The organism is Chitinophaga sp. XS-30 (genome assembly GCF_008086345.1).
Classification (GTDB): Bacteria; Bacteroidota; Bacteroidia; order Chitinophagales; family Chitinophagaceae; genus Chitinophaga.
Window position 1 is genome coordinate 93,953 of record NZ_CP043006.1, and the last position, 21,271, is coordinate 115,223.

At 44.3% G+C, this 21,271-nt stretch carries 20 protein-coding genes; 4 read left to right on the forward strand and 16 right to left on the reverse strand.

All coding sequences use genetic code 11. The features are described 5' to 3' along the window. Window positions 1-166: 166 nt before the first annotated feature. Complete coding sequence (locus FW415_RS00395; RefSeq protein ID WP_148382340.1) at window positions 167-1,057, reverse strand: SDR family oxidoreductase; 891 nt, start codon at window positions 1,055-1,057, stop codon at window positions 167-169. Between the two features lie 1,174 nt (window positions 1,058-2,231). On the opposite strand from FW415_RS00395, the gene FW415_RS00400 reads away from it, so the two are divergent. From FW415_RS00400 to FW415_RS00415, 4 genes are all read left to right on the forward strand, one after another. Next, window positions 2,232-3,461 (forward strand): Shedu immune nuclease family protein, encoded by a 1,230-nt coding sequence (locus FW415_RS00400; protein ID WP_148382341.1) that lies wholly within the window; start codon window positions 2,232-2,234, stop codon window positions 3,459-3,461. Between the two features lie 65 nt (window positions 3,462-3,526). Further along, entirely contained in the window at window positions 3,527-6,517 is a 2,991-nt protein-coding gene (locus FW415_RS00405; protein ID WP_148382342.1) for a TrlF family AAA-like ATPase, read from the forward strand. A 145-nt stretch (window positions 6,518-6,662) separates the two neighbouring features. Then, on the forward strand, window positions 6,663-7,250 hold the full coding sequence (locus FW415_RS00410; RefSeq protein WP_148382343.1) for a hypothetical protein: 588 nt from the start codon (window positions 6,663-6,665) through the stop codon (window positions 7,248-7,250). A 12-nt stretch (window positions 7,251-7,262) separates the two neighbouring features. Beyond that, window positions 7,263-8,009 (forward strand): hypothetical protein, encoded by a 747-nt coding sequence (locus FW415_RS00415; RefSeq protein WP_148382344.1) that lies wholly within the window; start codon window positions 7,263-7,265, stop codon window positions 8,007-8,009. A gap of 47 nt (window positions 8,010-8,056) precedes the next feature. Here the strand turns inward: FW415_RS00415 and FW415_RS00420 are convergent, their stop codons facing one another. The 15 genes from FW415_RS00420 to FW415_RS00490 form a co-directional block, all read right to left on the reverse strand. After that, window positions 8,057-9,706, reverse strand: a complete 1,650-nt coding sequence (locus tag FW415_RS00420; protein ID WP_148382345.1) for a hypothetical protein — start codon at window positions 9,704-9,706, stop codon at window positions 8,057-8,059. Window positions 9,707-10,003: 297 nt separating this feature from the next. Continuing rightward, entirely contained in the window at window positions 10,004-10,402 is a 399-nt protein-coding gene (locus FW415_RS00425; protein ID WP_148382346.1) for a hypothetical protein, read from the reverse strand. Between the two features lie 18 nt (window positions 10,403-10,420). Continuing rightward, a complete protein-coding gene (locus FW415_RS00430; RefSeq protein WP_148382347.1) occupies window positions 10,421-10,903 on the reverse strand; it encodes a hypothetical protein in 483 nt (160 codons plus the stop codon). Between the two features lie 20 nt (window positions 10,904-10,923). Then, window positions 10,924-11,748 (reverse strand): PRTRC system ThiF family protein, encoded by an 825-nt coding sequence (locus FW415_RS00435; RefSeq protein ID WP_148382348.1) that lies wholly within the window; start codon window positions 11,746-11,748, stop codon window positions 10,924-10,926. Further along, window positions 11,745-12,452 (reverse strand): PRTRC system protein B, encoded by a 708-nt coding sequence (locus FW415_RS00440; RefSeq protein ID WP_148382349.1) that lies wholly within the window; start codon window positions 12,450-12,452, stop codon window positions 11,745-11,747. Before FW415_RS00440 ends, FW415_RS00435 begins: the two co-directional genes overlap by 4 nt. Then, window positions 12,449-13,549 (reverse strand): hypothetical protein, encoded by a 1,101-nt coding sequence (locus tag FW415_RS00445; RefSeq protein WP_148382350.1) that lies wholly within the window; start codon window positions 13,547-13,549, stop codon window positions 12,449-12,451. The genes FW415_RS00440 and FW415_RS00445 overlap by 4 nt, the downstream gene beginning before the upstream one ends. Before the next feature lie 63 nt (window positions 13,550-13,612). Continuing rightward, window positions 13,613-13,834, reverse strand: a complete 222-nt coding sequence (locus FW415_RS00450) for a PRTRC system protein C (protein ID WP_148382351.1) — start codon at window positions 13,832-13,834, stop codon at window positions 13,613-13,615. A gap of 21 nt (window positions 13,835-13,855) precedes the next feature. Then, complete coding sequence (locus tag FW415_RS00455) at window positions 13,856-14,362, reverse strand: hypothetical protein (protein WP_148382352.1); 507 nt, start codon at window positions 14,360-14,362, stop codon at window positions 13,856-13,858. A 103-nt stretch (window positions 14,363-14,465) separates the two neighbouring features. Further along, the gene (locus FW415_RS00460) at window positions 14,466-14,849 is read right to left on the reverse strand and encodes a single-stranded DNA-binding protein (RefSeq protein ID WP_148382353.1); all 384 of its coding nucleotides are present in this window, start codon (window positions 14,847-14,849) and stop codon (window positions 14,466-14,468) included. Window positions 14,850-14,899: 50 nt separating this feature from the next. Further along, window positions 14,900-15,373 carry a hypothetical protein gene (locus FW415_RS00465; RefSeq protein WP_148382354.1) on the reverse strand — a complete coding sequence of 158 codons (474 nt, stop codon included), beginning with the start codon at window positions 15,371-15,373 and terminating at the stop codon, window positions 14,900-14,902. 66 nt (window positions 15,374-15,439) lie between these two features. Then, complete coding sequence (locus tag FW415_RS00470; protein ID WP_148382355.1) at window positions 15,440-16,381, reverse strand: ArdC family protein; 942 nt, start codon at window positions 16,379-16,381, stop codon at window positions 15,440-15,442. 478 nt (window positions 16,382-16,859) lie between these two features. Next, window positions 16,860-17,360 (reverse strand): hypothetical protein, encoded by a 501-nt coding sequence (locus FW415_RS00475; protein WP_148382356.1) that lies wholly within the window; start codon window positions 17,358-17,360, stop codon window positions 16,860-16,862. 50 nt (window positions 17,361-17,410) lie between these two features. After that, window positions 17,411-19,750 carry a hypothetical protein gene (locus tag FW415_RS00480; RefSeq protein ID WP_148382357.1) on the reverse strand — a complete coding sequence of 780 codons (2,340 nt, stop codon included), beginning with the start codon at window positions 19,748-19,750 and terminating at the stop codon, window positions 17,411-17,413. Between the two features lie 49 nt (window positions 19,751-19,799). Then, a complete protein-coding gene (locus FW415_RS00485) occupies window positions 19,800-20,399 on the reverse strand; it encodes a hypothetical protein (protein WP_148382358.1) in 600 nt (199 codons plus the stop codon). Between the two features lie 24 nt (window positions 20,400-20,423). Next, complete coding sequence (locus FW415_RS00490) at window positions 20,424-21,260, reverse strand: DUF4138 domain-containing protein (protein ID WP_168208608.1); 837 nt, start codon at window positions 21,258-21,260, stop codon at window positions 20,424-20,426. Between the last annotated feature and the right edge of the window lie 11 nt (window positions 21,261-21,271).

Below are 21,271 nucleotides of genomic sequence, written 5' to 3' on the forward strand. Positions count from 1 at the left end.
AATGTAGTTATTTTTTATAATAGACCTCAGCAAATTCTCTTGCAAAATCGATCACCGCCATAATTCCCCATCAGCAGGCCAGTCTCCCCCGTCAGCAAGCTAATATTTCTGTCAGCGGTTTGCTGATGTTACCTAAGGAACCGGTTACAATGATTTTCATAGCCCACTATTTGGTATAAATGCCGTTCTCGATATCAGCAAGCAAGGTTGAGTGTGTTGGATGCCAGTTCAAACCTTCCTGTGTCAATTTACTCGACGCCGTGCAGTCGATCGCAGCCATATGTGAGAACCAGCCAAAATGTTCCCCCGCAGCTTCGGGAGCTATTGATTTTACCGGGAGATTCAGTTGTTTGCCTATGGCTTCGGCAATTGTTTTGACTGTAATAGCTTCTTCTGCAGAACCATGATAACGAGCACATGGTGCAGCGTTTTCTAAAGCCAGCCGGTATAAATTGGCGGCATCCAGCCGGTGCACTGCGTTCCATCGGTTGAGTCCTCCCCCTATATAGGCAGAAACACCTTTTTCACGGGCAATATTGATCAATATCGGTATGAAGCCATGCTTATCATCATCGCCATGCACTGATGGCGATAAACGGATGACTGCTGCACGGACACCCAGCGCTGCTACGGCATCTGCTGTTTGCTCGGAAGCACGCGGCCAGGCAGGGCTGAACGGTGGGATAATATCTTCGGTAGCCAGTCTGCCTGGGCTGACCAGCGCTGTGCCGGAAGTAACGATCAAAGGCCGGCCGGAACCGGCCAGCACTTCGCCGATGGTTTCGATGGCTATTTTATCCACCTCGCATACTTCCTTGAATCGGGTAAAGTCATGGATAAATCCGGCATGAATCACGCCATCGGACTGAGCGGCACCGCTCCGAAGGCTTTCCAGGTCTTCCAGGTCACCGCGATGGACTTCGGCACCAGCTTCGACGAGCTTTTTGGCTGATGCATTCGAGCGCGCCAGTCCTAATACCTGATGGCCAGCACTAATTAATTCCTGCACAATGGCAGTACCAATGAAGCCCGTGGCTCCTGTGATAAATACACGCATAATTGATCTTATTCTTGTTGATACAAAGATCACTTACACTCGTCAAACCGATTTATCCAAATCTGCTTTTGGTTTAGCCGAAATCGTTATTAATGATTTAAGGCATCCGACTCAGGATATCAATGCGGAAATTACATTAATGCAAGGCATGAGTGAGGTCTTTACGGGGTAGAAACGTCTAAAAGCTTATTGACAATTCTTTTCTGGATTCGAACCCAATGCCACTTTATAACAATGATTTATCAAATCGCATAAAACAGCACAGGCTGTAAATAATACCTGTGGTTATAGAATATAGTTTAACTCAGTACGAAACTTTAGAAAAGGTGATACTTACTTTAATCCCCGCTATTTCACATAAATCCAGGTCATTCCGGAACGCTTACCCCAACTTCGTAAATCGAAGACAAAGTCTGCACACTTAGGGAAAATGTAAATAACAGCAAGCTGCGGTAAGGGATTGGAACTGTAAATAAACTGGCTGGATTCGAACTGCTATCGCCTTGTACTTGAACAAATTAGAAGAGCTGCGAGTATTAGCAAAAAAACTGAAGCCCGCTATAGTAACAGGCTTCAGTTTTATGTCGGGATGGCAAGATTCTACCAAACCTCTCAAAACCAGTTATATATCAACAACTTAGTGTTTAAACATTAAACTCAAGTCGCCTTATAGGTCGCATCAAAGAAACTGACTTAAAGGTACTGAATTTAATGAGTACTTCTTTCTGAAAATGCATTATGGTAAATGACTTCACTTAAAGCTAAGAATGCCTAATCCCATGCGGTTCATTTCCCTTGCTTTTTTCTCTGTGTAAAGAAGTTTTGAAAGTAATAGTGTAGGCGTTGAAATCGTAAGGGGTTAGGCCGGACGGGACCGCATAGATATTCTTAAACCCTCGCCTGGCGTGTGTTGTACATTATGATCCATCTCACGTAACCCCGTACGTAACTTCAAAATGCTACAGAATGTAAAGAATTGCTCTATAAGATCGGTATTTATTTTAAAAATTTTACTTGGCGCACCATATAGATATAATATTTGCATATTTTATCTAAATAAAAAACAGGACCTTTTTCGAAGTATTACAATTATAGTATCTTCTATGCTTTACCTTGATAATTAATCAATTAAGGTGTATATTACAGTAAATAACTATACCTTAATTCCATTCCAATGGTAAAAAATGTCAAATCTGCCACTAAGAAAAGGGCTACAAGGACTGCTCCAAAAAAAAAGGCTTCAAAAGGTTTTGTTGTGATTAATAACAGATCTTATGGTAAAAACTTGCAAGGTCTTAAGGTGTATTTTGAAGGCAGGAAGCCCAGTTCTTTAAAAAAAGATGGTAGCATTAGCTTTGGTAAAAATATTTTAGAGTTGCTAACAAAACACTTTGATAGATTCCGGTGGATTCTGACAGAGGACACTAATAGTATTCATAAAAGATATGGAATAGCAGAAGTAAGAACATCTGTTCGGACCATAAGTAAGATGTACAATGAGTCATTCTTACGTGGAAAAGACCTTAAATTAGATATAATAGAAAGATCATTTTCCCAACTTTATCCTGATGCTTTCAATTTTGGAAGGGCGATTAACTATAAGGCAGGTATGTTATCAGATATTCTCAAAGAAGATATCCTAAACAGCTTGTCTGCCGATGATAAGGATGCACTGAATAGGTTTATACCCGGTTATGTTGCAAAAGAGTCAGTATCGGTCGCAAGTGTTCTAAATGCAACGACACAGATTGTGACTTTAAAGGAACTGGCAACGGAACTTAGAACAGAAATTACTAAATCTCACAGCGAGAACTGGTGGCAGCAATATATTCATAAAAATATCCTAATCATCCAGCAGGGGTATATACAGGCCATCGATAAAATGAATATTGCTATCGGTAGTACGAAATTTCCAGATTTTTCTTTGATAACACATGATAGCTTCTTGGACATACTAGAAATAAAGAAACCAGATACCGGGTTAATAAAAGAAGATTCCAGCCGAAATAACTTTTACTGGGAAACCGAAATTTCTAAAGCTATAATTCAGGTAGAGAACTACATTGAAAATGTATCAAAACATGCCGATACAATTAGAGGCCATATAAAAGACAACTATGGAATTGAACTAAAGGTGCTGCGACCAAGGGGTATTATACTGGCCGGGAGGGCAGGGAACTTTAGCACTCAAAAGCAAAAAGACGATTTCAGACTGTTGACTTTAGCTTCAAGGAATCTCATTTTTATTACCTATGATGAGTTGATTACTCGGTTGGATAACTACATTGAAGTGCTAGAAAAACATTCTGTTAAGCCAAGGAGATCTAAAGAAACGAAGAAAAGGACAGTTGCTAAGAAAGCTGGAGCAAAAAAGATTCTACCACGCAATAAAGTAGAAAAGTGACCATGCATCAAATCCTTAAGTTTTTTAAACAATAGCAGTATAAACAGTATTTTCAAATTTCATCAATGAGTGTAATCCCTAACGCTAACAATCAAGTTGATGCAGGTTCCATCTGGCATCGATGGGACCCACATATTCACGCACCCGGTACGGTTCTAAACGACCAATATACTGGCGCCGATCCGTGGGAAGACTTTCTAACCAAAATTGAACAAAGCAACCCTTCTATTCGTGCTATTGGAATAACGGATTATTATTCAGTTAATTGCTATGAGGACGTTCTCAAACGAAAGAATGCTGGACGTATTAAAAATGTGGAGTTTATCTTTCCAAATGTGGAGTTGCGGCTTACAAATGGAGTGCCAGGAAAATCTGCAATCAATCTTCATCTTTTAGTATCGCCAGACAATCCCCATCACCTCGCCGAGATTAGACGTTTTTTAGGCAATATAACCTTCAAAACAGGAGACGCTATCTTTAGATGTGAGAAAAATGATCTTATCCGACTTGGTCGGTATCATGGCGGACCGCAACTAAGTGAAAAATCTGCTCTTGAAATCGGCACTAACCAGTTTAAAGTTGACTTCCAAAACTTGATCACCTTAATAAAAGAAGACACGTGGGCAAAAGAGAATATTCTTTTAGCCGTTTCAGGAAGTTCAAAGGATGGGACTTCAAGCTTACAGGACAAAGACAGTTCCTTTGGAGCCACACGGAAATCCATTGAGAAGAATTGCCATATTATTTTTTCCAGCCAACCGAGTCAAAGGAAATTCTGGTTAGGGCAAGGACCCGCCAGCGATCAGGTACTTGAAACAGAATACAACGGCAGAAAACCCTGTATTCATGGATCAGATGCACACCGTCTAGAAATGGTGGGAGCGGTTGTCGAGGATCGATATACCTGGATTAAGGGGGGGCTCTCCTTTGAATCATTACGTCAAATCTGCCTTGAGCCGGAGCATCGGGTAATTGTCCAAAAGGAGGCTCCAATCCACGGTATAGATTCACATGTCATCACTAGCTTCCGCGCAGACAATGCTCCTTGGTTTCAACCTTCAGCTATTCCTTTAAATGCAGGCTTAATTGCTATCATTGGCGCTCGTGGATCAGGCAAGACAGCATTAGCTGATCTTATCGCATTAGGAGGTCATGCTATCCAGCACCAAGTTTCCGGCGCATCATTTATAAATCGCGCTAAAGATTATCTTAATGAAACAGTGGTTAACTTGGATTGGAGAGTTGGGGAAAGTGAAAAAAAGCGGGTTGCAGATTATCATTACGACGACATTATGAATCCGGAGAGAGTGCAGTATCTCTCACAACAGTTTGTAGAACGACTATGTTCATCGGAAGGGATTACAGACGAATTAATGAAAGAGATAGAAAGAGTTATCTTTTCCGCACATGCAGCTGAAGAAAAGCTGGGACACACAGATTTCGCCGCACTGTTGAAGGCTAGGGCAGAGCTGCCATGCAGAAAGAAAGCCGATGCACAGCTTCTAATTCAGGATGCATCTTTAGCCTACCAGGTTGAAAACACTAAAAGGTCCAATCTTCCACAACTAAAAGCAGATGCTCAGAAAAAGCAGGTGATGATCGGAAACGATAAAACCAGTCGGCTGAATTTGGTCAATCAAAGACAGACTGCAACAATGCAGGAATATTCAGATGTAGCATTAGCGTTCGCGACGGTCGAAAAGAGTTTAGAATTAGCACAAAAGCAGGAACAGTCCATAAAGCTTTTGCTACAACAAATCACAAGTGCCAGAACATCAGTGTTCCCCAACTACACCAATAAATTGAAGTTAGAGCATTTCGGTGTTAAATTGTCCGATGCAGAATGGCTATTATTTAGCGTGGATTTTACTGGTGATGTTGATACTCTACTGCAACAAAAACTACAGAAAGTGAAATCGGATATATTGCGAATTCGAGGAAATGTACCTCCCGCCCAACCACCATTTTCAACGGCTTCATTTATCCCATCGGGTTCTCAATTGACTGCACAAAGCTATAGCTTACTGAATAATGAGCTTTTACGTTTAAAGCATTTTATCGGAGTTGACACGGAAAATGGAAAAAAATACACCCTCTTAACGGACAAAATTCAGAAAGCAGAGACTGATTTAGCAGGATTGCAAGCTGCGATTCTCGATGCCGAGGGAGCCGACCAGAGAATAGTTCAGATTAATAACAGAAGAAAAGATGCATACAAAGAAGTCTTTGAGGCTCTTATTGAGGAGCAGCAAATTTTGGAAGAATTATATCGACCTTTACAAGCGAACTTGAGTAAACAGACAGGATCATTAGGAAAGTTATCTTTTGTAGTTCAAAGAACAGCTGATATCAATGTCTGGGCTGAAGAAGGAGAAAGCCTTTTAGACCTGCGGAAAAATGGTTCGTTTAGAGGGAAGGGAGAGCTATTAAGGATTGCAGCGTCTTTATTGAAACATGTTTGGGAGAATGGAAGTGCTATGGAAGTTGCAGAAGCGCATGCAAAATTTCTGGACAAGTATAGAGAAAGCTTTATTGAACATTGCCCTATAGATTCCGCTCAGAAAGACGAACGAAGGCGTTGGGCTAAAGCTATTTCCGAATGGCTGTATAGCACTGGTCATATTTCTATTAGCTATGGTGTACAATATGAAGGTGTTGACATACAACAGTTGTCACCTGGCACAAGAGGCATAGTACTATTATTGTTATACTTGGCTATTGATCAGGAAGATGTACGCCCATTAATAATTGATCAGCCTGAAGAAAATCTTGATCCGAAGTCAATCTTCGAAGAGTTAGTTCCATTATTTCGAAAAGCAAAATTACGACGTCAAATAATTATTGTCACCCACAATGCAAATTTAGTAGTAAATACCGATGCAGACCAAGTAATAGTAGCTAGTCGTGGTGCCCACCGATCAGGTCAACTTCCAATTCTAAGTTATGTGAGTGGAGGACTGGAAGATCGGAAGATACGACAGCATGTCTGCGGAATTCTTGAAGGAGGGGAGGTAGCTTTTAAAGAGCGTGCTAAACGCTTGAGAGTAGTACTTTAGATGTTCATTATAGGATATACTATTCAAGTCGTGATAATGACGTTGTTTCATTTAGCCGCTTGCTACATAGGGTACTGGAAGGTTCATTTGCGCCACGTGCAAACTTTCGCATAATGTTTTGTTACTGTTTGGCCTAAACAATAATATGATGAAAACAAAAAACATTGAGGACTTTTTATTGACAGGAACAGTCACTGTCGGACAAGCACGAAAGTGGATCAAAGTAAAAGACGAGGCTGCCAAAAGTGACTTAATTAAACTTATATACCATAGGTTTAGCAATCGGTATGTTAAACACCTTCATCACATTGACAGTGGCTTTCTTAAAATGGCGGTTTCCTGCTTAATGATAGAAACTTTAGAGTCATTTCGACAAGGAAAGAAGGATACAAAAGGTAAAGGTGTAGGTCAAAAGATGTTCAAAGATTTTTTTACAACCGAAGAGAAGTTGTTTCCTGGGTTTAAAGATATTGCGCCAGATTTTTATTCAAGTATTCGTTGTGGCATTATGCATCAAGCAGAAACAACAAATGCATGGAGGGTCTTAAGAAAAGGCGATTTGCTTGATAAAGAGAATAGAACTATTAATTCCACAAAGTTTGTGGAAGCATTAGACAAAGCTTTGGGTAATTACGTTGACAGCTTAAAAGCAAGCGACTTTAGTGCGGTGATTTGGAAGAATGCAATTTTTAAGATCGAGGATGTTTGCAAAAACTGCAAAGTAATCCGATAACTGCAAAGTCAAATGCTCACAATTCAAGAAAGAATTTCATTCAATGGTCTTAGGACAGATTTTTACAAGAGTGCCAGAATGCTCTATTTGCAAGATCAATTATGGACTGGATCAATGCTTTTTGGTTACGCAATTGAATCAATTTTAAAACAAACGCTTTTAGAACTCGGAAATAAAAAACATAAACTTCAGCATTCACATGATTTAAAGTTGCTTTTTAATTCTTGTAAAGAGAAAGGAGTGTTCAACGACGTTAATGTCCCCGACGATTTCATTGACTTCTCGAATAGCCTTTTTCAAATGAGGTATCCGTCAACGGTTATTAAAGAGTCGCACAAAGCTTACGACAGAAACAGTATAATTGGATTGCAAAAGACATACTTATTTTGCTATGACGACCTATTTCAGCAGCTTGATGAATCTCTTTACAAATTTACAGTTGATCATTACTCGTCAAGTATCTTAAAAATCTTTGCTGGCATAAACGATTCTGATAAGCTATATGGACTTTACTTTAATTGCCCTGTCTTAAAAAAGTACGACAAATATAAAAAAATGACGCATAGTTTCTTTCCGGAAAATAAAAGCGCGTTGAAGCTACTAGAAAATGATGCGAATTATTTTTGGACAGATGGAAGTAATTATAACATCTATGCAGGACTTGAATATTATTCGCAATCAGAAGAACTTTCGAGGTTTAAATTTCCCGGCAAGGTTCATAGAGACAAAAATGGAAATATTACTGCATTTGAATTCTAAAGAACAACGGCTAACATGGTTGCTCACTGAATTGTCGGGTAGAAATTTCAGGTAAGATTGTAGATTTTAGCTAAGCCACTGAAGATTTCAGTTGTGTTGTCTTGATAAACACTGTTGTAGCCTACACTCCATGTTTCAAAGCTGACCATAGCGGAGAAAAAGTCTTTATGCCGTTCCTTATTGTCGTAGTTCTTTTTAGTTCTTCTGACGTAACGATGATAGTCACATATCAGGTTTCGTAATAATGAACGATCCTTTTTTAAAAGCAGGATGTTTTCCAGAAAGAAGTCGAGATGTATCAGTGTTACATTTTCAATAGATTGAAATTTGTTGACCGTGCTTTGCGGAAGATTCGGACAATTGGCGATTACATAATCGTTAACAGCTTGTTTGCTGAGGTGGTGATCGGTGTAAACGATTATGGGATAGATGCGCAGCTTGCTTATCGGTGTTTTCAAATTATATGCAGAGGTTGCGTATTCTGCTAAAAATTCAATGTTTCGATTCAACTGTGCTACGCCCTTCGAGCTACCGGAAACATTTTTATCTATAAAATCTTTGAATCCGTCTATGTCTTTGGCAGAAGTGATCCGATTATTCAAGGCTGCGGATTTTACCTCAATCATGAATACATCCTTCTCGTTGACTATTAAGGTGACATCCGGCTTTGTTCTATCGTCAGATGGAAGCACCCTAATCCCTTTTGTCTCAAGCGACTTCAGCAGTCTATAGCTAAGAAATGATTCAATATATTCTTTACCCCATATTCCCTTCAGAACATGAACGGAATTTACTTTGGATAGATACTTCTCAAAAAGCCTGTTCTTGACTAAATAGTAATCCCAACTCTTGGTCGTTATCAGATCAAAGTCGGTAGTGCCAATGAGATATAGGTGATCGTCATTCAGCTTTAAAAACGGAGCGGTAAAGAGACGCTCGTAGGTAATGCCAGGACAATGAACAGTTGCATCTGTTACGAGGTCAAGCCTGCATAGAAGCGGGTATTTGACATCTTTGTTGCCAATAACAACAATGGGTACATCGTTTTTTATCGCTTTCTGATAGGCAATTTCCAGATTCATGAACAATAGTGCGATTTCATACATTGATGAAAGACCAGTAAACGAAACAACTTCCTGCTCGAAAGCGGGATAGTCATTTCCAAACTTCTCCTTCAAGAATTGGATGTAGATTAGTTGCTTGATGCCCCCAATCCGCGCGTATGCATGCACATTTTCTGCGTTGAGTTCTTGCATCATTTCCACAGTCCACGCGTCAATATGTCTGAGTTTTTGATTGCCGAGACCTGCGTAGGGGAACTGATGTTCGTTGTAGATGAGAATGGTGTTCAGGATATCTCTATAAAAAGCAGCTCCAAAAACATCGCTTGCTGCAGCTGTACATGGCTGGTTTAACAGATCCGCCATAATCTTTAGAACCACAGTTTTATTCGTAATTCGAATCGCAGATCCATCATCCAGTCGCGTGTCACGCTGCGGGGGCAGAAATTGAATTAGTTTTTCTGCGAACGAATGTTGGTGGTTGCGTGACATATGCTGGCATACCAGTTTTATGGAGATAAGCATACGAAGAACCATATCCCTGTCCCACTTTAGCAGTCTGGAAACATCCTTTTGCGGGGTGGGGTCGGGATAGAACTGAGAATAAACAAGCACAGAGGAAATTACTTGCTGCATAAATATTGAAAATTTCACTCATGAACATATCGCTGGAATTCGTGAATCAGGAAATATACACCCCGGATATGATTCCTGAATTGACTATTATTATATAGATCACGGCCATACATAAAAATAAACAATCCGGCAGATATTTGTTACTAAAAAGCATGATACCGCTAGATTGTATAGTTAATAGTCCGCCAAGTACAACTGTAATATACCTGGTGTAGTACCCCATAGCGAATATCTAATGGCTGTTCACCAACTTTGTATGAGCATACAAAACCCACGCGGCGAAGCCGCGCGATTTTTTCATTTCACCCCATATCGTTGCCGGAGCTGCCCGACCCTGATTTCCAGCGCGTCTTCCTCCTGTTGTAAAAATTCATCAGCAAATATCAAATTAGAGGCTATAATGAAAGCCTTCCGCTTTTCCGCCTTGTTGGTAGCCTTCTTTACGGCTGTGGCGAAACGCTGTTCCGGAGACCGGGTTTTGGGTATTCTTGTCTCTGCCTGTGACCAATATACCGTGAGGTTTTCTAAGCCCAGACGTGCGCACAGGCGATGCTCTATCCGTGCAAGCCGTTGCGCAAATTCCGGATCGGCGAAATGATCTCCGGTGATGCTTCCTAAATAATAGTCCCCACGCCTGCCATGCCGGGATAAAGCAACCTGTGAAGCACCATAAAACTTAAAATTTCCTATTGCCATGGTAAAACTGTAAGCTGGTTAAAATAGGCGTAGCTGACCGCTGCTGTGTGATGGATAATCCGCATCCAATCTCTCACAGATGGATTTCCATTCCGGGTGATCGAACTGGCGGTAGTTGTAGATTTCGCCAGCCGTTTTGTACTTCCGAAAGATGTATCGGAAGTAGCCCTTCTCCCTCTCTATTTCCTCGTCAGTGGGATAAATTGCCGCCACGAGTTTACTATATCCTTTATGTTTTAATGATCTCCTAACGGTACCGTAGCCGTCAGGTGATAAGACAAGGCAGGTAACGAACGAAAAGTCGTTCTGGTTGTTAGTTGATGTTTTTCTGAACTTACCATAGGTTGCGCGAAAGCCCCAACCTCGTACAAACTGTTTTCCCTGAACGACCTCCACACCGTTCCTTCTCCTACGTTGCCGGGATCGCTTCGGTTTATAGGAAATAAAAATCAAGGGAAACATATCTTGTATTATCTGTGGATATTGATAACGCTGTTCCATAATTCTTGTTTGATGGCAACCTACTCCACCCTTAACGCCGTATGCCTAAACCTTTCCAGATTAATAAACACGCCCCGAACATCAGTCATTGCCCTGCGGATCAAATCGCGCAGCAACTGGCACCCATCTGCCGCTATAGCGGGATTGATGAACAGGTCTTGTTTTTCAAGGGCTTCTACGAGTGAGCAGCTCGGCGTGTTTTGTTCCGAAGGGCGTTGCGCTTTCAGCACTTTTCCAAACTCTTTAATGACCGTGGGCAGGCGGGGAACGGGTTTGTAAAGATTGGATTTCGGCTGTTTAACATCATAAACCGTTGAAAGGATGACCTGCCCGGTGGTTTCGGCGTTGCCCAAATCCATCCAGTAGATTGGCTGGTCACGGTGCCAGCGGAATTTCTCATGAAAATGGGAGAGCATTTCTCCTATCTCAAAACGTGCTTTAATGGTATCTACACAACTGATGGTAATGGTGGCGGTTGCGGCTTCTACTTCGTTCAAATAATCGGCGGTAGCTTTCTCGTAGCGACAGGGGATTCCTTTCCAGTTTAATCCCATTGCCCGGTTAATGCGGCTGATTAAAGTAGGGGCTTTATCCAGCCCTATTTCAGCATCAAAGAAAAGCTGACGGGCTACGTTAGCGGCACTGATCGTATCCCTGTCTATCAGCCTGACCTGAAAGCCCGGATGCCCGGAGGCTTGCAGCGCACGGTGCAGGCGGGAAAGTCCACTGACCAGAAAGGAACCGGTAGCCCCCGCTCCTATTACATTGACACTGATTGGATTCGTAGGCCGGATCAGGGCTTCGTGTGCAAAATGCATTTTGGGTAGTGTTATCGTTTTTTTCATAATAGTTTCTTTAAAGTGACTGACTGTTTGCGCAAGGCTTCCACTGGAAACCGGGCATCCGTATCTATGAGTTTTTTCCAACAGCTAACTATATTACCAGTGAGTGGCGAACGCCCCATATTGCTGTGGGAAAAATAGCTGCTGAAGAAATATTTCTCCCATTTGTACATAAACGTTTCCAGCGATACGGTTTCGGGAATATCAATTTTCACGGTTCCCATACAAACGTCTCCTTTGGCGTTGGTGTTGAAAAAAGGTGCGTGGTATAAAACCGTCATAGTATCCGGCTTTGTTTCGGTACGCAGGGCAAAAATGCGGAGACTCTTCCGGCTGGCTACCCACAACAAAGGTGGTGTCCATGCTTTGCCGGAGGGAATTTTCAGGTTTTCAGAAAAGTAGAGCTGTCGTTGTATTGCCGGAGTGTGCCAGATTGCGCTGCCTTCATCTTTCGCGGAGAGGTGCAATACCTGATCGGGCATTATCCCTTTCGGGAGCAGGAAATGCGAAGGGTTGTCAGTATTGGACAGGATGCGGCCAAGCGAACTCGCCTCGGCAGCACCCAATGGATGGGCATTGATGGGGCGTCCGCTCGGTGACGGATCATAGCTTTCAACATGGTATTGGTCTTTTTGCTGGTGGCAGTAGATGGCCAGAAATTTGACTGGTGTAAAATCTTCATTAAAGGTGTCGGCTATACAATTCATAATACACTATTTAAGAGATAAGCAAAATCATCGGCAAGTTCAAAAAATTGCTTTTCGAACTCCAAGTTGATGGACAGTTCTGGTGTGGGTTTATTGTGCATGCATTCCGCATAAGGATATTCCTGCACGGAATACTCTTGCAGTACGGCTTCTATATAACCCTTGCCATAGTCGAACAGCTTTCCCGAAAGGCTCCAGCAAAACGACACATACCGTTCCCAATAGACCATGTTTGATTCCAGTTCGTCTGTATCTCCATACTCAAGGTAGCTGCGAATGTCTGCTTTGCTGCTGGCCACTTTTATCCGCTTCCCGGGATATTGCTGATGCATCGTAAATGCCTGTTGTGCAACTTCCATTATGGCAGCTTCTGCGGGATCGCCCGGTAGCCCTTGTTCGATGCGGAAGGCAAAATCTGTCCGGTTGATTTTGGAACGCAGTCGGGTTAATAATTGTTTGCCTTGGGTTTCAATCTGTTTCAATTCTCCTATCACCTGGTCTATTTCTTCCGGATCGTCCATTTCCCGGAGGGAATTTTCCATATAATCATGCATTTCACCAATAATGGTTCCTCCTTCATAGTGGGGTACACCAGCGTGGTATAGGTGTCTGGCTATAGAAAGAAGGAGGTTTGCCGCTGCCTTTCGTCCTGATTCCATGAGTTGCTGGATGGGTTGTAGCGGGATAAAAAACAAGTGGTTACAATAAGGGTCAAAATATTTCCGGGAAACCAGCGTAAGGGGTTTACCCCGCTGTTTTACCAACCGAAGTTCAATCCCCCGCGCATTGGCTTCTGTCTCTGCACATCTAAAGGTTTCTGCGATATTACGCGGATAGGGAAGTGCTGAAAGGTGAATCCTATTAATGCCCCATGCTTCGCAGAAATAGTCCAATGAACGCACGAAGGTTTTTTGTGTTGTTTGGATGTTAAAAAGTGAACCGCTTCCCACCCAAAGGGATGGGAAACGGTAATTTAAAAAACCACGTTCAGAAACGGCAGTGGTGCGCTGTACTGTGGACGCTCCCGAAGTGCTGCTGCGTCCGGAAGCTTGTTGATTGCGGTTGCGAATTGTCCAAGCTGTTGATACATGTTCCATAGCGTTGTTTTTTTGGGTGAGCGGGAACGCCGTCTGCGGCGTGTGGTCTTGTTGTTCATGGTACTATCCTTTGGTGCCAAGGGTGGAGCGGAATTTATACACGGAGCAATCCCCCTCTATAAACGGGCCTTCCACATTGGCGGTGGTCAAAATCGGGTAAGTCATGGCGTACAAATCCATTACTTCTTCCGGTGAAAGTGTGCTGTCCGGGTCATTCAGGATGATTGGTTTTTCTCCCTGCTGTTCAAAATGAAACGCCCGTTCCATGGTAGTTACTGTTAACATGATGTATAGATTTTAAATTAATTAAAACAAGGAAAGTCGGTCATCCATCGCGCGGATTTCTTCTCCGCGCTGTTCGATGGCCTCTTTAAACTGTGGGTACTCCGCCAGCTTTGGAAGCTGTGCGAGTGCTTCACCATATTTTTTTAGCGAAACCAGTTCATCCACCTTTTTTAGTTGGGCTTCGTATTTCCTGATAGCCGGATCAACCGGAGCCGTTTCTGTTTTAGTGGGAGCAGGACGGTTCACTTTTGTGGCCTGTTTAACGGCTTGCTCATACTGTCCCGCATTGGTAAAGAATGCCTGTGTGCTGCGGATCGGTGTAACGATGGCACCAAAGAACTTTTCATCCAGTTCGGCGGCAGTAGCTTTGAAATTCAATGTAGGAAGGGTCTCTGCTTTCTTTTTGTCCAGACTGGATTTCATGCTTACGATCACTACAATGCAACCTGCATCGTCTTTTCTAACCGTGATGTTCATAATGCGTTCCTCAATTGTATTTGCTAACAGTGAGAAAAAATTAGTATTCATGATCTTTGTTTTAAATGATGGAATGAACCGGCAAAGCGTTAACCAATGCGGTGGCTGCCGCTTTGCCGGAAGGGTCATTCATGCGCGTGATGGCGCAGAGGGCTTAGAAGGGAAGATCATCTACTGTGTTCTCTGCGGGTTGATTTGCCTCTGCTGGTTTGGCTGATGTGGCCGCGCCTTTGCTGCCATGCAGTTGGATGGAGGCCGCACGGAAAGAAACATTGCCCTGCGGTTCTCCTTTTCTGTTTACCCACACATTGGCACCGGTTATGTGGCCTTCTACCTGCACCAATTTGCCGGTGGTAATGTGCGGTGCTACGGCGGTACGGTTCCAATAACTGCAATCGAAATAGACTGTTTCCTGCTTCCACTCTTTCTGTTTGTTCGTATAGCCTCGGTTAATGGCGATGGTGAAATTCACCACTTTAGCCCCTGATTTAAATTCATGCACCCGTGCATTGCTTACGATGTTTCCTATGAGTTCCATGTTTTCTAATTTTATGATTGTTAGTGAATGTTGATGAAATGGTATGCGGTTTACTGCTTCTTGTTTCCGGCATCATCTGAGTGGCCGGGCTGTTGTAAAAAGCCCTGTTCGGCGATATTGGACAGCCACTGGTTTGAAAAAATGGCGTGGTCGCGCTGAACTTGTATGATGCAGCCGATAATCCTTTTTTCATGAATAACGATACTGTTCTGTTCCACGCCCATTCCGTCCATAAGGAAATAGGTAGGATAGATTTGCAAGCCGGAATAATCCTCAGGTGTAGTACGGCTGTCGATCACCAGAAAACACATTTCCGGGTCGCGCATGGCATCGCCATTCTGGCTGTAATAATGTGCGAGACTGTACAGGTCGGCACTGCCTTTTGGGGTGGTAATATTGGTGTCCACCAACTCCATGACCAGCGGCATAAATCCTTCGTTAGTGATCCGTAACCGATCTGACTCTTTCAGTTTTTCAAGCAATTGCGCGAATATGCGGGTTGCTTTTTCGTCTAACTTTTCCATATCGAATTTTTTAAATGATGAAATGAATATTCCTGCGCCGTGCGCACAGCTCAGGAATATTGTTGTCTATGCAAGCGATACTACTTGTGTGGTTTCTATAGTGTCATCCTCCGGAACGGCATGGATGTTAAGAATGTAGTTCACGGCCTTTTGAGCGTGTCCGGCGGCTTTCATCAAAAGTGTTTTATCGTTTTTGAGGGCGCGGAGCCAGCTTTGCAGATAGGCCACGGTATTGGTTATTACTTTCTGTTCAATGCCACATACCCCGCACAGGTAGGCGGCGGCTAGTTCGGCGGTGAGTTCTTCCCGGCTGTAATTTGCTCCGCCGAATCCATCGTGTTCTATCAACTCTTTACGGTTGAGCCGGGAGGGGTGGCCGGTGCTGTGTGCCAGTTCATGAAACAGGGTGGCGTAACATTCTTCTGCGCTGTGGAACAGTTCGCGGTTGGGCATGCCTACGGTATCGGTGGCACACCGGTAGTATGCACGATCTCCATTCCAGTAAACCCCGGGCGCATGGGGCATATCGTTAACCACCTGTTCGCAGCGGTCAATTTCCGGCACGGTGCTGGCGGGTTGCTCCGGCAGCTTAAATTCAATGCCTTCCGTTTGTGCGATGTTAAACACGGTGTATTGGCGCAATACCATGCGGGGGCGTGGCTTTGTTTCTTCTTCTGGCTGATCGTTATTGTCCTGTTTGGCGGTGAGTTTTGACCAGAATACAATTGGCGTTCCTTTTTCGCCTTTCCGAATGCTTCCCCCTGCTGCCTGCGCCTGCCGGAAAGTGAGATAATAGGGATGCGGATAGCCGTAAGCGGCTGCATGAAAATTCAGCCAAAACACATTCCAGCCGTGGTAGGTTTGCCGGGTGATGATGTTCATCGGCAATACGCCGTTCGTCCATCCTCTGCGCCAAACAATATTTCCATTATTCAATTGCTCGATCACAAAATCGGTGATGCGCTGGTAGATGTCATTGGTAACGCTGCTGCTTGTCTGCTTTTTCATTGGTCTGTTTTTTAGTGATGAACTAAAGGCGACCGGCGTAATACGGTGGGGGACTTGCTTCGATCAGGCTTAGCTTTATTTCCCTTATCTTTTTTTTAGTGTCCCACCCACAGTGTTTTTCCGGCCTTGCCGATAGGCGTATTCCTGGAAGCGCGGGCCGGTGGAGAACGACGTGCGAAAAAAAATACTACCTCAAGCGCCTCGTCCGGAGGACACCAACGACCGCAGAGTGTGGAGATTTTTTTTAAGCGTTGTTCGGAGCCTAAGAGCCAGATCTTCGCCGTGCAGCGGCGAGGCCGAAAAAACTATATTTTTAATCGTATCCCGGATCATTGATGGGGCACAAAAAAGCCCCGCTCTTTCGAGCGAGGCCTGTAGTTAGTGCGCCTATGCGCACCACTATCCCCACATAACCCTGTTCCTGGCCGGTTGCGCTCCCGCATTGCCGGCGTCCGCTTCGGGTTTATCTTACATCCCTTTATTTTTTCCTTCTGCGACCCTTTTCCGGGGCTTGCCCAACATTGGTTCTCTTCGCGTTTCGTTGAACAGGCATCGTTGTACGCTCTTTTAGATTTTTTACCGTTTCCAACAGGTATTTATCCTGAGACCAGCTATAAGGTTTTGCTGCAGTCCACGAAAGCTCCATTTCTCCTGCATGTTTTTTCCATTCGGGTTGATGCAGGTTAACTGTTAGGTAAATACCATCCGGCAATACATCCGGTACGCCCTGCAACAAGCGTTTGCCTGCTATGAAGCTTCCTTTTCTATTGGAGAGTACTGCATAGGTGATGTGTCGATCTGCCTGCATCTTTTCCGCTGTTTCCTTCACAAACAGCCGGTTGTCCAATTCCATTAAATGTGCATAAGCCTCGGGGAACGTCCTGAAATGCGAAGTGCTGTGAACAATGCGCTGCACGTCCTCCTTTTTGTTTTTGTCCATAATCTCGTAGCGGGATGTTACACTGTATTCTTTTTGCATATCCGAAGGATGAATGGGGAATGTGAAAATTGATTTACCGATAGAGCTGCTTACCTCTTACCCATGCTCTTTTGCGGGCCTTTTTCGGGCTTTATCGCAGGTTGCTTACGAGGTTTACGCTTTACAGGTTCAGTCTCATCCTTCACTTTTTTTTTACTTTCCGGCGGACTCTCCTTTTGGGTATGGTGGGTGTCAATAATACTACCGGATGGTTGCGTACTTGTATTACCACTTGAAAAGCTCCGGTGTGTAATGGGCTGACCATCAACCGGAGCTTTTTGGCTGGCCCTGCGAAACGTCTCGTGCTTAAAGCTGTCGGTGAATGCCATTGGTTTGCCTTTGGCATCGTAGAGGGCAAAATCCTTGTAGGTGGGATCAGCCGCTACCTTTAGCGTTTTGTGTTTATCGTTCTCTTTCGGCGTTACGGTAACAAACTTCCCCTTTTCCAGTTCCCTTACCATGGTATCAACCATTTCCTGGCGTTCTGACTCCACAAAATTGTACTTGCCAAAAACTGCAGCCGGATCATAGCCGTAATTCGCATCAAACCGGTTATAGAGGTGGTTGCCGTTTTCCGTTTTGGGGACTATGCCGTTTTTATCTGGCTGAAAATTCAGGGAAATCCATGCTTTCATTTCCACGTTGTCCTTATACTTCACTTGATGCACGAAGTTGCCCAGCAAGAGGAAGCCCATTTTGGTAGTGGACAACCGCTCTTTTCTGGGAAAAAATTGCGCAAGGATCATGTCTTCCCGGATCTTATCCTGGACGGCTTTATCTGCCTCCGTCAGGGGAAAATCAATCTTCGGGTTAAACTTCACCATCAATTGATGGAAAAGGGCGGGATCTTTTTGCGCCACCTCCTTCATGGCAGCATTAACTTTCTGGCTGTGTGCTGCTTCCTCCTGTGCCAGCGCTATCGCATCCGGACTTCCCTGGCTGTTGACCGGAGGGTTGGTGATAAGGTTGACAATGCCCTTAACATCCACATGCTTTGATTTTTTCGGAAGAACGATACCCCTGTCTATTGCGGCATACACGCCGTTGAAGTAGTGTTTGTCTTTCTCCTCATTAAAAGTATAATCCGGAAACATTTGAATGGTGGTCAACTCTCCGTTAGCCTTTTCAAAATTTTGTTTTTCGGTAAGCTGGAAATTTTCACGGGTAGCCAGCTTTTCTTTCAGCGCTTCATTGAGACGCTCACCAAATCCACTGTATTTTAGTTCAGTGGCATGATACTCGTAATTTTCAATCTGCTTCAGGTCCATACAACACGTATTAGTTGTTAAAGAAATACACCCAAGGGGGTGTGTTATTGCACGTTTATTTTTTCCTTCGGTGGCAAAGGGTTGGTGACGCAGTTGGCGGAGTTCCACATGCCGTTTATTCCCCCGCCTTTGGGTTACCTGATTGCGGTGTCCCGGGTCCTGGCGCTGCTCTGCTTGTTTCTGCTTTTGGTACGTATGGTGGTACAGCCATTTGTCGGGATACAAATGCGCGTACTGCTTTCCGTTTTGATACGCCAGGTGAATGCTTCCTTCTACGGGATCGGTCCGTGCCACTACGGCTGATCGAGCAAAATGGCGTGCAGGTAATACGGCGGGTCTGCCCATTTGCAGTTGCTCATCGATCTCCTTCTGTTCTTTGGGTGGAATCTCAAAGAGGGCGTGCCGGTTAATGATGGCCAACGGGGCATACGGTGTATCAACGCGTATAAGGGGCTGGTTCAGTTTGTCGTCTGGATCAGCTTTCATGTCAACGCTCATCCAGGCGTTCTGGTCTTTTACATACACCCAGTTCCCGGTAAGGACGGCATCGCTTTGCCCAATGGTTATTTTATCGTCACTGGGGATATAACAGGCATTGATGTATTCTTTGCCTATTTGTTGCTGCAGCGCAAATAGCTTTCCCGGAAGCTGGAAGTCTGTAATAGGCACCACCATCCCAAGTAGATAGTGAAACATTTCGGGGTCTTCTTTCCGGAACTTTTCCAGTTCCCGTACTACCTCTTTGCGGAAAATATCCCGCCGGCGACTAAATGCCTCCAAGCGCTCGTTGGGAAGTATTTGAGGCGCATTGGAAAGTTTGTCTTTAAACTCCTGGGAAATAAGGGTATCCTCCGGAGATAGTTTCTTGGGGATCGCCCGTATAACGTTCCGCCCATCATAGGAATAGCTGTCAGTTTTGGGGTTACGGCTGAAGTCCAGATGATGAAACAGTATTGACGTGGAATTGTCCTCCTGCTGGTGAATGGACTCTAAACGTACGGAGAACTTCTCCGCTGCCTGCAATACCATGTGGAAGATCAGTTCTACTCTTAGCCCATCAAAGGAAAATTCAATTTCCTTTAGTTCGGCCATTAAGTTGTCAACATTTCGCTGCATATTCATACCACCACACTATCTGTTAAAGAATAGAAAGCTATTTTTTTGCAATGCACTATCGGGGTTTACGCCCCTGCTGTTGTTGGTTCGCGGGTACCTGTTGATAGAACCGCTTTGTCCGATGGCGCTGGACTTGTTGCTGCTGAACCTCCCCTTGTTTCTTTTGTTGCTGCTGACTTTTCTCTTGTTTGTTTTGCTCCAATTGTTGCGTTGCCTGCGGTTCCTGTTGCTGCTGTGGTTGGCCAGACGGATCTTTTTTTTCGCCGGGGGCGGCATAATTCAACGTTGGTGGAGGCGGTGATTTTTCCGTCAACCTTGAGAGGAACCGGATGACGCTCCCGATAGCGCGGAAAGGAGCCATCAGGATTGCTGCTAACCGCGGAAAGCCTAATTTGTACAAACCCGGATACAGTTTCCTTCGGGTATTGTTGTAGGTGGCTTTCATCAGCCGCAATGCGATCTTTTCTTGCCGATTTAGCCGTTCACCCTTAAAACTCTGGAGCATGTCCTTGTACACATCAGTTTTAGCCTGCAGAAAATCACGGTCGCGGAATATGCTTGCTCCGTTGCCTTCTACCAGCTTTCTTTGTCGCTCCAGCCAGACATCCTCCATTTTGTCCACCCGGTTCTCTTGCAATTGATTTGAATTGTTCATCAGGCACCGTTTTATGGTAAAAGTTTAATGTACAAGGGGCCGGCTTCGCAGGAGCTTGTGGCCGCGAATCCGGAGCGTCAGGCCGCGATCCCCGTTTTTTTCACCTACCTGCAAGTGCAGGATTTTGCTGTCTGTTATTGTGAACAAAGGAAATACAGCTACCCACACACTCTTTTGATGCGCTTCCACCTCCGTAGGCATGTACAGCGCATGGGGGGAGAGTTCCTGAATGCGTTCGGAACTGCGTTTCTGTTTGCGCCTGTCGCGGATGAATATGCGCAGTCCATCCGGGCAGTACGGGATGCCGGATTGGTTGTACATTCCAAACCGGAAATACAACATTCCCTGCTGTACATAGATGCCCGTTAAAGCAAGGTTCACCTCGCCCGCCTTGTCTCTTGGTCGATGGTACAAAGCGGGAAGTTCAGCGATCATCCTTGCGGTTTGGTCGATACTCGTGCGGGGAGGTTCGTTTCCTGGAAAACGAACGACTGCTGAAGGCAGTGTTTGTGGATCAGTAGTGGTAAAATCATGTTTTGTAGTGGATGGATAGTCGTCGTACACAATATGGAATTCGTACAGTCTCCCGTCAGCGGTTATTACACATAGGTTGCTCGGTTGAAAGTCCCGCTGAAGCGCTTTGAGCCGCAACACATTTTCTCCCCGCAGGAAGGGTTCCATCTGAACGGCGGCGGTGCCCAGGTCTGCATCCTCAATGCTGGCGGGGAAGATAAGTATCGTGGTAGCTTGTTCTGATACGGGTATAAAGCTGTCGAAAGAAGGTTGGGACTGTGCATTCCCGTTAAAGAAACTCAGAACCGGAAAAAAGAACAGGGTATAAAAAATGATGCGTTGTTTCATGTCATTAAATT

Bases quoted from the DNA above. Each gene is read 5' to 3' on its own strand.
- FW415_RS00395 (WP_148382340.1), bottom strand. From the start codon at position 1,057: ATGCGTGTATTTATCACAGGAGCCACGGGCTTCATTGGTACTGCCATT.
- FW415_RS00405 (WP_148382342.1), top strand. From the start codon at position 3,527: ATGAGTGTAATCCCTAACGCTAACAATCAAGTTGATGCAGGTTCCATC.
- FW415_RS00455 (WP_148382352.1), bottom strand. From the start codon at position 14,362: ATGAATACTAATTTTTTCTCACTGTTAGCAAATACAATTGAGGAACGC.
- FW415_RS00435 (WP_148382348.1), bottom strand. From the start codon at position 11,748: ATGAAAAAAACGATAACACTACCCAAAATGCATTTTGCACACGAAGCC.
- FW415_RS00445 (WP_148382350.1), bottom strand. From the start codon at position 13,549: ATGGAACATGTATCAACAGCTTGGACAATTCGCAACCGCAATCAACAA.
- FW415_RS00420 (WP_148382345.1), bottom strand. From the start codon at position 9,706: ATGCAGCAAGTAATTTCCTCTGTGCTTGTTTATTCTCAGTTCTATCCC.
- FW415_RS00425 (WP_148382346.1), bottom strand. From the start codon at position 10,402: ATGGCAATAGGAAATTTTAAGTTTTATGGTGCTTCACAGGTTGCTTTA.
- FW415_RS00490 (WP_168208608.1), bottom strand. From the start codon at position 21,260: ATGAAACAACGCATCATTTTTTATACCCTGTTCTTTTTTCCGGTTCTG.
- FW415_RS00460 (WP_148382353.1), bottom strand. From the start codon at position 14,849: ATGGAACTCATAGGAAACATCGTAAGCAATGCACGGGTGCATGAATTT.
- FW415_RS00465 (WP_148382354.1), bottom strand. From the start codon at position 15,373: ATGGAAAAGTTAGACGAAAAAGCAACCCGCATATTCGCGCAATTGCTT.
- FW415_RS00430 (WP_148382347.1), bottom strand. From the start codon at position 10,903: ATGGAACAGCGTTATCAATATCCACAGATAATACAAGATATGTTTCCC.
- FW415_RS00410 (WP_148382343.1), top strand. From the start codon at position 6,663: ATGATGAAAACAAAAAACATTGAGGACTTTTTATTGACAGGAACAGTC.
- FW415_RS00415 (WP_148382344.1), top strand. From the start codon at position 7,263: ATGCTCACAATTCAAGAAAGAATTTCATTCAATGGTCTTAGGACAGAT.
- FW415_RS00400 (WP_148382341.1), top strand. From the start codon at position 2,232: ATGGTAAAAAATGTCAAATCTGCCACTAAGAAAAGGGCTACAAGGACT.
- FW415_RS00450 (WP_148382351.1), bottom strand. From the start codon at position 13,834: ATGTTAACAGTAACTACCATGGAACGGGCGTTTCATTTTGAACAGCAG.
- FW415_RS00485 (WP_148382358.1), bottom strand. From the start codon at position 20,399: ATGAACAATTCAAATCAATTGCAAGAGAACCGGGTGGACAAAATGGAG.
- FW415_RS00440 (WP_148382349.1), bottom strand. From the start codon at position 12,452: ATGAATTGTATAGCCGACACCTTTAATGAAGATTTTACACCAGTCAAA.
- FW415_RS00480 (WP_148382357.1), bottom strand. From the start codon at position 19,750: ATGAATATGCAGCGAAATGTTGACAACTTAATGGCCGAACTAAAGGAA.
- FW415_RS00470 (WP_148382355.1), bottom strand. From the start codon at position 16,381: ATGAAAAAGCAGACAAGCAGCAGCGTTACCAATGACATCTACCAGCGC.
- FW415_RS00475 (WP_148382356.1), bottom strand. From the start codon at position 17,360: ATGCAAAAAGAATACAGTGTAACATCCCGCTACGAGATTATGGACAAA.